Consider the following 13,354-nt stretch of genomic DNA (forward strand, 5'->3'; position numbering starts at 1 on the left):
AAAATTATTTTTTAATAGGAGTAATATCAAGATATTGCCAGTTTGTATTCATCATAGGATGGGGTTTAAAACCCTGAACTTGTGGCCGTACTAACCAGTTACGAATGCGAGTTACATGAACAATCCATGGGTTATCAGCTTCAATCTGGCGGTTGAGCTTTTCATAATATGGTAGACGTTGTTGCGGTGGTAAATGAATGGCCTGAGTATAAAGAGCATCATACGTTTTGGACTGATAACAAGCATGGTTTCCCTGTCCAGCATTTGGTCCGTATAATAATTGTGCAAAATTATCTCCTTCAGGATAGTCAGCAATCCATGCCCCACTCCAAATCATATATTTACATTGAGTTGCGGCTTTTAAGTTATCTGCAAAATTACTCACCTTAAAGTCAGCTCGAATGCCAATCGCATCCAGATTCTTTTTCCAGAGTTCGGAGTGGATAACTGAGGCCGAGCTATTTTCTGTATTAATTTTTAAAATCAAAGGTTTCCCGTTTGGCTGGGTTCTATAACCGTCAGCACCTTTTTTATAACCATAATAATCAAGTAATTTATTTGCTAATAGCGGGTTGTATCCTACGCTACTTTTATATTTCGGATTATAGCCATTCACACCTTCAGGTATAAACATTTCAGCCCGAACAGCTTGCCCTTTGTAAGCCTGTTTTATACTTTCTTTTTGGTTGTACGACAAAGTAATTGCTCTACGAAGAGCGATCTTTTCTGGACTAAAACCACCAATCACCGGATCACGCATGTTCATCATGGTATAGGTAATCTCGGGGTCTTTATTTGGATAATGTTTAATTCCTCTTTTCTTGAAAGAGGCTTTAAGTTGATTTCCATCTAAAGCTTGAGGAACAGCATCTGCTGTAAGTTTGTCAAAGTCTAGTTGCCCAGATTGAAAAGCTAACCATCTTGACTGTTGTTCTTCAATAATACTGACCACCACCTTTCCAATTTGTGGCATTTTCTTTCCAGACATTTCCTTAACAAGCTGGTTATCCCAAGGTGTTCCTGTCGACTTAAAGTTCCAGACAAAACCACGATAATCAGGATTAGCAATCAACTCGACCTTACTTCTTGGTACATATTTACTTAACATGTAAGGGCCTGTACCTACGGGATGCATACCAATACGGTCACCGTAATAATCAACAACCTCTTTAGCAACTCCGCCAAAAGTAATATAGGCAAGAATATAAGGAAAATTATAGTCTTGGCGAGTTAAGGTAAATTGTAGAGTATATCGATCAAGCGCTTTGACTCCTGCAATTGGAGCAGCATAATCAAATTTTCCAGTTTTCTTTGCTTGGGCTACAACCGCATCGGCACCTAGTAACTTACCATCAATGAATGAAACAGACGGTGCTCTATTTTTAGGATCTAGAATCCGTTTAATTGTATAGACGTAGTCTTCGGCTACTAGCTCACGGCGTTTACCTTTAAAAGCTGGATCATTGGTAAAATAGATACCTGGCTTAATTTTAAAAGTATAAACTTTACCGTCTTGTTCCACTTTAGGCAGACTCTCTACTGTATAGGGAGCTAACTGTAATGGACGTGCCAGATAGTCATATTTGAGTAAAGGCTCAAAAATTGCCTCAGCAATATTAGCACTATAGAAATTGGTAGTTTTAACCATATCGAAGCCATCATCTGGAGCTTCATAGGCAACATGCAAAATTTTGTTTGGTTGTGCTGGTGTAATTGCGTAAGCACAAGGAACTGATGTAATAGCCAGACTTAAAATGGCGAGCTTAAAAAATTTTAATTTCAAGTTCATACCCACGTAATTAGTTTTTTAAAAGATATTATCCTTTTGAGTAACATCTAAATCTGCATAAGAAAAGTTCTTTTTCAACAGATAAGCCTATTTGGGTTTAATTCTTTACTTTTCTATAAGCGTTTTTATTTGAACAAATGGAAAAACAAAGTCAAAAAACCCAATCTTTTGTAACTACTGAAAATAAAGCGAATTTCATGCCATTTATTAATATTCATCACAAAATAATTAATAATATTAGAAATTCATATTTTTATTAGGTACTTAAAATGGTTTGAACTATATAAATAAAAGTAACTTTTTGCCAAATATTATATTTGCATATGTTAATCATCCAATACCTTAAATGCACAAATAAAATACATTAATGACACATTATGATTCATATTGAGACAAGCCAAATTAACAAATAAATATAAAATAAACAATTGATTTAAAATAAAAAATTAAACAAATCCCAGCATTACAAATAGTATAACATTACATATAAAAAGGTTCTAAAACGATACATTTTTATTTATTAAGCATGTGAAGAGTCCAGCAATGTATATTTTTTATACAAAAAAATTTGAAACTTTTGGCCAGCGTTCAAAAATTTTCCAAACGGAAAATTTATTTTTGTTTAATAAAAGATGAACCTTCGTGCTGAACCATAATAAAATCAATATATATCAATATTTTGCATAAACTAAAAAAAGAAAAATATATAGTTGGCACTTGCTTTGCTTAAAAACTTTCCAGCAATATCGCTAACGACAACAAAAAGGGATCAAATCCACGATGAAAAAAAAATACAATGTTCGATCTCAGGCAACCCCCAAGATCAGCAAAACAATTCTTAAATTAAGCACCCTTAGTTTAAGTATGATGTGTCTTACCCTGGCACAGGCAGCAGAAACTGAACAATCAAGTACTGATGAAAAACCAACAAAAGTCGTAAAAGTTGCCGTTACAGGTTCTTCAATCAAAGGAGTTGCAGCACAAAGTGCTTCCCCCATTACCATCGTAAAAGTTGATGAAATCTTAAAACAAGGGGTAACAACAACAGAGGAAGCATTAGCAAAGATCAGTGCAAACCAATCGAACTTTGTGACTGCAAGTAATGTAGGCGCAAGTAAGACGGTGGGTTCAGCAGCGAACCTTAGAGCCTTAGGTGCCAATAAGACACTTGTTTTACTTAATGGCCGTCGATTGGCTGCAAACGCCTATGACAGTGGCGTTACCAACTTAAATATTATTCCACTCGCAATGTTAGACCGTATTGAGGTTTTACGAGATGGTGCCTCTTCCATTTATGGCACTGATGCAATTGGTGGGGTAATTAACTTCATTACCAAAAAACAGTTTACAGGACTTAATCTGACTGCTGGCTATCAAAAACCAGAACAAAAAGGCGGTGAGCAACAAGACTACAGTATCTTTGGCGGCTTCGGTGATTTAGACGAAAATGGCTACAATGTTTTTGGTGTTGTGGACTATCGCAAAGGCGACGATGTCATGGCCAAAGATCGTAAAGTTAGTCGACGTGGAGGCATATTACCTGAATTAGGAATCCATAAAACTAGTAGTGGTTCATTCCCTGCCAATATACCTGGATTAGGTAATCCCTATGCATCTACAGGTTGTGGTAATAACCCTCTAGTAGAGACTGATGGTCAAATTTGTAAATATAACAGCCAAGCAGTAATTGGTATTGTTCCAAAGACAGAAGACATCTCAGCTATGGGCCGAGCTACTTTTAAATTAAATGATAATTTTAACGCGATTGCAGAATATTTATATGCAAGAAATGAAGTTACAACGTCAGTCGCACCAGATGTATTTTTTGATTTGACGCTTGACCCTAGTAGTAAATATTATCCAGGTAAAGGTATTACTCCAGCTTTAGCAGGCGCTACTGGAACTATCCCTCTATATTTGCGTTCACAATCAGGTAATCGTGTAAGTAATAGTATTAATCAATCACATAGAATATTTGCTGGTATTGAGGGTGAAACTCATGGTTGGGACATTAACTCCGGCGTTACCTATGCTCATAGTAGTGCATCGGATGCAGTAGTAAGTGGCTATTTAAACTTTGACAAAACACAAGAAGCTTTAAACAATGGTATTTTAAACCCATTCGGACCGCAAAGTCCTGAAGATGCCAATGTATGGAACCAGTTAGGTGTTGAAGGTAAATATTTAAAAGCCAATCTTGATACAACTACAGTCGATTTCACTGCAAGTAGACCTATATTTAAATTACCAGCAGGAGATGTGGCTTTTGCAGTTGGAGCAAGCTATCGTTATGAAGATTGGACTTCAAAAGTCGTTACTGATGTTGCCCGAGTTGCACCTAGTACAGGTGTCGATCCTGATGAGCCAGTAAATACTGGCGATCGTAATATTAAATCGGTATTTACCGAATTTCATATCCCCCTTCATAAAACTTTAGAAGCTCAAATCGCTGCTCGTTATGATGACTACAACGATTTTGGCGATACGTTTAATCCAAAATTTGCACTTCGTTGGGAACCTATTAAACAGTTAATGTTCCGTACGACTTATAGTACGGGCTTCAGAGCTCCAACACTTTGGGAAGTGAATGGACCAAACTCCGTAACCAATACGGGTGGATACTATTATGATCCCGTACTCTGCCCAGGGAATGTCTTAAAACCAGGTGGTGTAAGAGAGCGTGATTGTAATATGCAATTTGATAGACAAAATGGGGGAAATAAAAGTCTTGATCCGGAAGAGTCAAAGTCTTTTACTGCTGGCTTAGTATTTGAACCAATTAAAAATTTAGCCTTGACTCTCGACTATTTCAATATTGAAGTAGATAAGCAAATTGCTACGCTTTCAGAAACTGCTATTTTTGATGACCCTGTGAAATATGCAGACAAATTTGTACGTAATCCTGATGGCTCATTAGATTATATTATTACAACACAACAAAATTTAGGTGGAATTAAAACATCTGGTTTCGATGTGGGCTTAAGTTGGGTTTCTCCAATGACTGCTACAGGTCGTTTTGGTTTCAATATTGATGGAACATATATTACGGATTACAAATATCAAGCCGAGCAAAATGGTGAATGGAAAAGTGTTGCAGGCACTTATAGCGGTCTAGACTACCAAGCTATTATTCTTCGCTGGAAACATACTGCAAACCTAAATTGGAATTATGAGAATTGGGCTTTAAACCTACAACAAAATTTTTCACGCGGTTATGAGGATCAAAATTCAAGTTCTTCTGTTAAGGCAGGCTATCGAAATCACAAAGTGAGCGACTATACAACCTATAATATTTCAGGCACATACAAAGGCTTTAAAAATCTAGAAGTTACAGCGGGCATTAAGAATATCTTTGATGAAGACCCACCAGCTTCAAATGTTGGCGACAACTTCCAAATGGGATATGACCCACGTTACGCAGATCCTTTAGGACGTACTTACTTTGTACGAGGTACATATAAGTTCTAAATGGTTGTTCTGCAAATATAACTCTCAACGGTTAGTTTGCAGAACAAATACTCATTCTTAGCCAAACAGTCATTTTAAAAATTGTTTGTCTACAGTTTCAGGAGTAACTATGGGCATGACTTTTACAGACATAGAAAATAAATCTGCCAAACGCCTAATTGGTATTGCTGCAGTTATTTTTCTGCATCTTCTTGTTGCCTATATTCTGATGTCAGGTTTAGCAAACAATATTCAAAAACCAGCAGAAAAACCTGTGGAATTACAAATTATTCAGGATATTAAGCCGCCTCCTCCACCAAAGCCGGAAGAGCCGAAACCAGAGGAAAAACCGCCTGAGCCACCAAAAATGGTAGAAAAAGTTGCCAAGGTTCCTGAGCCGCCTAAACAAGTAGAGAAAGTAGCAACACCGGTACAAAAAACGACACCAGTGGCTCAACCGACTAAAGCGGCTACCCCAGCTCCTGCGGCACCTAGTACCCCATCACCAAGCCCTGTTGCCGCACCTGCTCCAGTGGCTGCTGCGCCAGCCCCCAAACCAGCTGGTGTAAGTCGTGGTGTTTCAGAGGGTTCTGCTGGTTGTGAAAAACCAGAATATCCACGAGAAGCACTTATGAATGAAGAACAAGGGACAGTACGTATACGTGTTCTGGTTGATACATCCGGCAAAGTTATTGATGCCAAAGTAAAAAAATCGAGTGGCAGTAAAATTTTAGATAAGGCGGCAACTAAAGCTTACAGCTTATGTACGTTCAAACCAGCAATGAAAGATGGTGTACCTCAGCAAGATTGGTATGAAATTGAATATCCATTTGTAATTGAATAAACAATTGAATTAGCAAGAAATTAAAAAATATTGGAGATATATGATGAAAAAATCAACTCAACCGTTAGTTCGTTTCGCTTCTGCAAGTCTAATCGCAGCTTGCTCGTTACTTCCATTAAGCTCAGTTTTCGCAGAAGAAACAAGCAATACTCCTGTGGCCACAGCAACTACTGAAGCTACATCAAGTACAAATACTCCAACTCCACCACCGAAACCCGCAACGAGTGAAACTGTTAAAAACCCTTATGGCCTAGAAGCCCTTTGGCGCGAAGGTGATTTAGTTGCTAAGTCTACTTTATTTATATTAGTACTCATGTCGATTGGAACTTGGTACATCATCATCTCTAAACTATTGCAGCAAGGTAAAGTCAAACGCCAAGGCAAAGAAGCTGAAAAACACTTTTGGGAAGCGACTTCCCTTGATAATGCTGCAGAAGGTTTAGAACAAAGTAGCGCTTATCGCTTTATTGCAGAAAAAGGCATTAATTCAACTAAATCACATGGCGGTTCTTTACTTGAACGAATCGATTTTAATACATGGGTGAGCATTTCAATTCAACGCGCAATTGAGAAAATACAAAATCATTTAGGCGGTGGTTTAGCCTTTTTAGCAACAGTAGGTTCTACTGCACCATTTGTTGGTCTTTTTGGTACTGTATGGGGAATTTATCACGCATTAACAGCCATTGGTATCTCAGGTCAAGCATCTATTGATAAAGTTGCAGGCCCCGTTGGTGAAGCTCTCATTATGACAGCGATTGGTCTTGCAGTCGCAGTACCTGCTGTACTTGGTTATAACTGGCTTACTCGCCGCAATAAGGCCGTTATGGAAAATGTCCGTTCATTTGGTTCAGATTTACACGCGGTTTTATTAAGTGGAGAAATTAATACCAATAATTCAGTTAATCGCAGTATTAAATAATCAGGAGCAAATATTATGGGTATGAGTGTTGGTTCTGAAGATGATGATGAAATGATTGGCACAATTAACACGACACCTTTGGTTGATGTCATGTTGGTTTTACTTATTATTTTTCTTATTACTATTCCGGTAGTCACACATACGGTTCCAGTGAAACTACCAGAAGAAAAAAATACTCCATATGCAACCACTCCTGAAAATATTCAACTCTCAGTAAATAAGAAAGGCGATATTTTCTGGAACGAAAGTTATGTGCCTAGTAAAGAGATATTGCTGGCAAAACTTCAAGCAGTTGCACAAAAAAGACCTCAGCCAGAAGTTCATATTCGGGGTGATCAGCTTACTCATTTTGAAGCGATAGATCAGGTCATTAGTACGACCAAAGAAGCTGGTATTGGCAAAATTGCTTTTGTTACTACCCCTCCAGCCTCCCCGTAATTAACTTAAGGAGAATTTTATGGGTATGAATGTCGGTTCAAATAATGATGACGATGTGATGTTAGAAGTCAACATGACACCTCTCATTGATGTCATGCTGGTACTCATTATTATGTTTATTATTACCATACCTGCACCAAACAACGCGATTAATATTAATTTGCCAAATGGCACACCGCCACCAACAAATGAAAAACCACCTGAAGTGATTGATGTAAGAATTGATGCAGTAGGCAAAGTATTTTGGAATAACCAAGAGGTTTCTGACCGAAAGGCACTAGAGACTTTATTTCAAGGTGTTGTTGCTAAAAAAGATCAAGACCAAATCAAACTCAAACCAGACCAGATGGCTGAATATAAGAATGTAGCGATGGTCATGGCTACAGCACAACGTTTAGGTGTCAATAAAATTGGAATTGTGAGCAGTAACTAATATTGCTTTTCAATATATTTAATTCTATTAACTCCTGCGCTAACTTGAATCTTCAGTTAGCGTTTTTTTTAATTAGAAATATTCAACTCTAAAATAATATCTCCACACTCATCATATTCTCCAGTTTCTTGAAAACCCTTTTTTTTATAAAGTTTTCCAGCCACATAGTTGGATGATTTATACATTGTTCGAATACGCTTAGCTCCTTTTGCAGCCATTTCATCAATCGCTATTTGCAATGCAATGGTACCACAACCTTTAGCCTGATTATTTGCATCAATCATAAAACGAAACAACCAAAATAATGTCTCATCAGGTGGATCAACTTCGATACAATACATTAAGAATCCAATGACTTTATCATCCGAAAAAATCACTCTTGGACAATAATGTGCTTCCACTTTAGACTCAGCAATAGAATATACATTTGGTGCAACATAATCTTTTTGAGAATCATCTAATGATAATTTTGCGCATAGAAGCCAATTCTCACGATCGAGATCTTTTAGACTAATCAAATTCAAAACCTTTTAGCTATAAATTCCCTTTCTATAAGCACAAAATATACCGAAAATAAAAAAGCCTCCGAAGAGGCTTTTTTTCAAAACAGGATGAAATTAATCACCTGTATAACCTTTTAACTTCAAACGAGCCGCATGAAGTAAAGGCTCAGTATAACCAGAAGGCTGTTCACAACCTTTGAAGATAAGATCAGAAGCTGCTTGGAAAGCAATATTTGTTTCAAAGTTAGCTGCCATTGGTTTATACAATGGATCATTCGCATTTTGCTCATCAACAATTTTTGCCATACGTTTAAGCACTTCTTCAACTTGTTCACGAGTCACAATACCGTGACGTAACCAGTTAGCAACGTGTTGAGAAGAAATACGTAATGTTGCACGGTCTTCCATTAAGCCCACGTTGTTAATATCAGGAACTTTCGAACAACCCACACCTAAGTCAACCCAACGAACAACATAACCTAAAATACCTTGGCAGTTATTTTCAAGTTCATTGTTGATCTCTTCTGCTGACCAGTTTGTATCTGGTGCAAACGGCGGGGTCAACAAGTCATCTAATGATAACATTTCTTCAGCTTTTAACTGATCTTGACGTGCTTTTACATTCACTTGATGGTAATGCATCGCGTGAAGTACCGCACCAGTTGGAGATGGAACCCAAGCACATGAAGCACCAGCATTTGGATGTGCAGCTTTAGTTGCTAACATATCTTTCATGCTATCTGGTTTTGGCCACATGCCTTTACCAATCTGTGCTTTACCTTGTAAACCACATTTCAAACCGATTGCAACGTTACGATTTTCGTAAGCAGCAATCCATTTTTGTGTTTTAACCGCTTCTTTACGAACAACTGGCGCAGCTTCCATAGAAGTATGGATTTCGTCACCCGTACGGTCCATAAAGCCAGTATTAATAAAGATCGTACGGTCTTTTGCAGCAGCAATACAGTTCTTCAAGTTTACAGACGTACGGCGCTCTTCATCCATAATACCGATTTTTAACGATTTAGGTGGTAATCCAATCGCCTGTTCAGCACGCTCAAATAACTCTACAGCAAACGCAACTTCTTCAGGACCATGCATTTTTGGCTTAACAATATACATAGAACCTTTACGAGAGTTTTTATTTTCGTTTGTACTACGGATATCAGCAATTGATAACAATGGAGTTACCAATGCATCCATAATACCTTCAAAAATTTCTTCACCATCTACCAAAATAGCTGGGTTAGTCATTAAGTGACCTACGTTACGAAGTAACATAAGTGAACGACCATGAAGTTTTGTTGTACCACCAATTAAGTTTTTAATTTCGCGATCTTTATTGAGATCACGAACAATCGTTTTACCATTCTTTTCAATAGATTCTTGAAGTGTACCCTTCATTAAACCTAACCAATTACGGTAACCTTCAACTTTTTCTTCTGCATCAACAGCCGCAACCGAGTCTTCCAAATCTTGAATTGTGGTTACTGCCGCTTCAAATGTTAAATCTTTAACACCCGCTGGATCAGTTTGTCCAATTGGGCTATTTGCATCAATTTCGATAATGACATGAAGACCATTACTTAAAAGTACAACTTCTGAAGGATTTGCTTCTTCACCATTGAAACCAACAAACTGAGCTTCATGTGCTAAACCTGTTTTTGAACCATCTTTCAAAGTTACAACGAGTTTATTTTGCTCAATTGCATATTTTGTTGCATCTGCATGTGAACCTTGAGCAAGCGGGAAAACTTCATTTAAGAAATTCTTAGCGAACTCAATAACTTTTGCACCACGAACAGGATTATATCCTTTACCCTTTTCAGCTCCACCTTCTTCAGAAATTACATCGAAGCCGTAAAGTGCATCATATAAAGAACCCCAACGGGCATTTGCTGCATTTAAGCAATAACGTGCATTACGTACAGGTACAACTAACTGTGGCCCTGCCAACAACGCAATTTCTTCATCTACATTTTCGGTAGTAATTTGAAAATCTTCAACTTCTGGCAATAAATAACCAATTTCAGTTAAGAACGCTTTATAAGCACCTAATTCAAATTTGTTGTTACGGTGCCATTCATCAATTTTTGCTTGTAATTCATCACGCTTAGCCAATAATGCTTTATTTTTTGGGCTAAGATCGACAACAACTTGCTCAAAGTTCTTCCAGTAAGTTTCACTATCTAAACCAGAACCTGGTAAAGCTTCATTTTCGATAAAATCGTAAAGTTCTTTAGCAATCGCTAACTTGCCTTTTTGAATACGTGCAGTCATTGTCTTTCCTGAAGTTGCTACTTTTTATACCAAGAGAATCCTAGTATACCGATTTAAATTAAGCTGAATACTAATATCACATTCCTAAATAGTAAGCATTTTCCATTGCAAAACTATTGACAAAGATAAATTTTTCTATATAGGAAATATTAAAATTCTAACTAGGATTCCCATCAATTTATTCAATATTTAAAGATACTGAAACTAGACTTTTTGTTAACAGACAAAAAAATTTCACTATCTTGTTTTTCTAAAGCGTATTTAGTTATATCAAACTTTACAGCGTGAAAAAGCACTATTTAACTAAATTTATCAATTTTTGTTGTAAAAAAAGCGCCCAATTTAGAGCGCTTTTCATATCTACTTTCTTAAGAAGTTTTAGTAGCATCAATATGACGATGTTCAGAATGTAAATATTCATCAGATTGCATTTCTAGCAAACGTGAGCGCGTACGTTCAATTTCAAATGCTAACTTTTCACCTTGATAAATATCAATAATACTATCTTGAGACGTTAAAAGTAATTTCACACCTCGATCATAGAATTCATCGACTAGATAAATAAAGCGACGAGTACCTTCAGACAAGAAATCTGTCAAATGAGGAACATTACTGACTAAAACCGTATTATAAATATTTGCAATTTCAATGAAATCTGCTGGGCTACGTGGTTTAAAGCAGAGTTCAGAAAACTCACACCACAACACATCTTCTGTATGCCCCAGAGTCTCGACAACACGATTATTAATCACAATCGGCTCTTGAGAATGAGCTTGTGTATGAGTTAATGCACTAAAACGTTCAGCCATCCAGCTTTGTGCTTCATTCGTTAATGGCGATTTGAATAATTGAGCTTGTTTTAGTACGCGTAAACGATAGTCCACACCTGCATCTACGTTTAAAACAGCACAGTTCTTTTTAACCATTTCGATGGTTGGCAAGAAACGATCACGGTGAATACCGTTTTTATATAAGCCATCTGGTGCAATGTTTGATGTTGCAATTAATGTTACACCACGTACAAACAATTTTTGGAATAAATCGCTCAAAATCATTGCATCTGTTACGTTTGATACAAAGAACTCATCGAAACAGATAACGACAGCATCTTTATAGATTTGGTCAGCTACGATTTCAAGTGGATTACGCTGGCCTGAAAGCTTATTTAGCTCTTTATGAACATGTTGCATGAAATGATGAAAATGCATACGCGTTTTACGGCGAAATGGCACAGACTCGTAAAATTGATCCATAAGCCAAGTTTTACCACGGCCTACTCCGCCCCACATATATACACCTTTAGGTGAAGTTTGGCGACGAAAACGACGGAAAGCTTTTTTTGAGGCTTTATAACGGTTTAAAAGTTCTTTCCATACGCGATCTAATTCTTGCACTGCCTGTGCTTGCGCTTCATCTGCCATAAATTGACCTGAAGCTAAAGCCTCAGCATAGCGTTCTGCTGGGGAAGAAGGTGTGAATGCAGTACTATGAGAAGATTTTAAATTTAACATATCGTTTTATTTCAATTTTAACTGATGAGAGTATAGCGAACATTTTGTTCAACCACATTAGCTTTTAGCATCAAGAGTTACGACGATGACTCTTTTGCATATTGTCGAGGACTCTGTCCAAACCATCGTTTAAATGCATGATTAAATGCCGCTGGTTCAGAATAGCCGAGTAATTCGGCAACAACTTCTATTGAGTATTCCCTATATTCCATAAGCTTCAATGCCTTATTCTTGATAATTTGTTCACGAATTTGCTTATAACTCGTATTTAGCTGTTGCAGTTGATGCCTTAATGTCCTTTCAGGCATTTTCAATGCAAAAGCCGTTTCCGCCATGCTCGGGATAATTCCTTGTTGCAGTTCAAGATAATCTTGCACACATTGTATGATATGTGGAGTTTGATGATCTTGTTGATTTAATCTTGTTATTTCTGCTATACATTTTGATTCATAAATACGATGTGTAATGATATCGGAAGAAGGAATCTTGATTTCAAGTACATCCTTACTTAGGCTAAATGCCGCATATTTACCATTAAAATGCACATCTTCGCCATAATATGCAAAATAGCGTGACAAAGTATCTATATTAGTAGGCTTTTCAAATGGAAGTTCTATACGCATCGCAGGCATTTGCAATCCCATCATCGTATAAATATCTTGAATAAACTTATAAGTTCCTGAGACTTCACATTGTGCCCGTAACTGCCCAATTTCCGTTTTTAAATCAACAGGCAAATAATTTAAAATGGTCCGCTCATCAGTTTCGTATAAAGCTAAGCTACCAAATAAATGCGTAAGCTTTTGATATTTTATACCCTTATTTAAAGCAGTTTGAATATCATTACTTGTGACAAGTAGCATAAGCAATGGGCCGTAACCGGCTAAAGCATAATGCTGTCCAATAAATAAACCCTTTTCAGGCTCTACATTTTTACTAATTATTTGTTGAATGTCCCATTCAAGACGATCATGAATTGTAGAGCTCGGGTCTAAAGCATCAACTTTAATACCTATATCAGCCAAACGTGAGTCGACATCAATGCCAGCATTGCGCATTCCTTGAATTAAATAGATTAAACCAAGTATCGACCGTTTCATTCTTCTATCAATTTCCCTAGACTGAAATGTTTTACTATAAAGAAGCAAGAAAATTAATTGCCGAATCTATCAATTTTCACGTCGTTA

Annotated in this window: 11 protein-coding genes; 6 read left to right on the forward strand and 5 right to left on the reverse strand. The window is 37.1% G+C overall.

From position 1 onward, the window contains the following. Positions 1–4 precede the first annotated feature (4 nt). Positions 5–1,795, reverse strand: coding sequence for an ABC transporter substrate-binding protein (locus KIP84_RS09500; RefSeq protein ID WP_213688350.1), 1,791 nt, complete (start codon positions 1,793–1,795; stop codon positions 5–7). Positions 1,796–1,926: 131 nt separating this feature from the next. Between KIP84_RS09500 and KIP84_RS09505 the strand changes: the two genes are divergently transcribed. From KIP84_RS09505 to KIP84_RS09530, 6 genes are all read left to right on the forward strand, one after another. Beyond that, positions 1,927–2,049, forward strand: coding sequence for a hypothetical protein (locus KIP84_RS09505; RefSeq protein WP_014206611.1), 123 nt, complete (start codon positions 1,927–1,929; stop codon positions 2,047–2,049). Positions 2,050–2,569: 520 nt separating this feature from the next. Then, complete coding sequence (locus tag KIP84_RS09510) at positions 2,570–5,257, forward strand: TonB-dependent receptor (protein WP_213688351.1); 2,688 nt, start codon at positions 2,570–2,572, stop codon at positions 5,255–5,257. Between the two features lie 109 nt (positions 5,258–5,366). After that, on the forward strand, positions 5,367–6,080 hold the full coding sequence (locus KIP84_RS09515) for an energy transducer TonB (RefSeq protein ID WP_213688352.1): 714 nt from the start codon (positions 5,367–5,369) through the stop codon (positions 6,078–6,080). Between the two features lie 40 nt (positions 6,081–6,120). After that, positions 6,121–7,002, forward strand: a complete 882-nt coding sequence (locus tag KIP84_RS09520) for a MotA/TolQ/ExbB proton channel family protein (RefSeq protein WP_075382891.1) — start codon at positions 6,121–6,123, stop codon at positions 7,000–7,002. Between the two features lie 15 nt (positions 7,003–7,017). Beyond that, entirely contained in the window at positions 7,018–7,440 is a 423-nt protein-coding gene (locus KIP84_RS09525; RefSeq protein WP_002118000.1) for a biopolymer transporter ExbD, read from the forward strand. 19 nt (positions 7,441–7,459) lie between these two features. Beyond that, a complete protein-coding gene (locus KIP84_RS09530) occupies positions 7,460–7,873 on the forward strand; it encodes a biopolymer transporter ExbD (protein ID WP_213688353.1) in 414 nt (137 codons plus the stop codon). 68 nt (positions 7,874–7,941) lie between these two features. Here KIP84_RS09530 and KIP84_RS09535 read toward each other — a convergent pair whose 3' ends face one another. The 4 genes from KIP84_RS09535 to KIP84_RS09550 all read right to left on the reverse strand — a co-directional run bounded on the left by KIP84_RS09535 (position 7,942) and on the right by KIP84_RS09550 (position 13,267). Beyond that, the gene (locus KIP84_RS09535) at positions 7,942–8,391 is read right to left on the reverse strand and encodes a GNAT family N-acetyltransferase (protein WP_199992455.1); all 450 of its coding nucleotides are present in this window, start codon (positions 8,389–8,391) and stop codon (positions 7,942–7,944) included. Between the two features lie 99 nt (positions 8,392–8,490). Continuing rightward, positions 8,491–10,656 (reverse strand): malate synthase G, encoded by a 2,166-nt coding sequence (locus KIP84_RS09540; RefSeq protein WP_002117981.1) that lies wholly within the window; start codon positions 10,654–10,656, stop codon positions 8,491–8,493. 368 nt (positions 10,657–11,024) lie between these two features. Then, a complete protein-coding gene (gene zapE, locus KIP84_RS09545; protein WP_002117902.1) occupies positions 11,025–12,167 on the reverse strand; it encodes a cell division protein ZapE in 1,143 nt (380 codons plus the stop codon). Between the two features lie 77 nt (positions 12,168–12,244). Continuing rightward, positions 12,245–13,267 (reverse strand): AraC family transcriptional regulator, encoded by a 1,023-nt coding sequence (locus KIP84_RS09550; RefSeq protein ID WP_213688354.1) that lies wholly within the window; start codon positions 13,265–13,267, stop codon positions 12,245–12,247. Positions 13,268–13,354: the final 87 nt, after the last annotated feature.

This window comes from Acinetobacter sp. BHS4 (assembly GCF_018454425.1).
GTDB classification, from domain to species: Bacteria; Pseudomonadota; Gammaproteobacteria; order Pseudomonadales; family Moraxellaceae; genus Acinetobacter; species Acinetobacter pittii.

What these genes read in the sequence shown, in the direction of transcription:
- zapE (WP_002117902.1), bottom strand. Translation starts at nt 12,167, where the DNA reads ATGTTAAATTTAAAATCTTCTCATAGTACTGCATTCACACCTTCTTCC.
- KIP84_RS09550 (WP_213688354.1), bottom strand. Translation starts at nt 13,267, where the DNA reads ATGAAACGGTCGATACTTGGTTTAATCTATTTAATTCAAGGAATGCGC.
- KIP84_RS09525 (WP_002118000.1), top strand. Translation starts at nt 7,018, where the DNA reads ATGGGTATGAGTGTTGGTTCTGAAGATGATGATGAAATGATTGGCACA.
- KIP84_RS09505 (WP_014206611.1), top strand. Translation starts at nt 1,927, where the DNA reads ATGGAAAAACAAAGTCAAAAAACCCAATCTTTTGTAACTACTGAAAAT.
- KIP84_RS09510 (WP_213688351.1), top strand. Translation starts at nt 2,570, where the DNA reads ATGAAAAAAAAATACAATGTTCGATCTCAGGCAACCCCCAAGATCAGC.
- KIP84_RS09540 (WP_002117981.1), bottom strand. Translation starts at nt 10,656, where the DNA reads ATGACTGCACGTATTCAAAAAGGCAAGTTAGCGATTGCTAAAGAACTT.
- KIP84_RS09515 (WP_213688352.1), top strand. Translation starts at nt 5,367, where the DNA reads ATGGGCATGACTTTTACAGACATAGAAAATAAATCTGCCAAACGCCTA.
- KIP84_RS09520 (WP_075382891.1), top strand. Translation starts at nt 6,121, where the DNA reads ATGATGAAAAAATCAACTCAACCGTTAGTTCGTTTCGCTTCTGCAAGT.
- KIP84_RS09530 (WP_213688353.1), top strand. Translation starts at nt 7,460, where the DNA reads ATGGGTATGAATGTCGGTTCAAATAATGATGACGATGTGATGTTAGAA.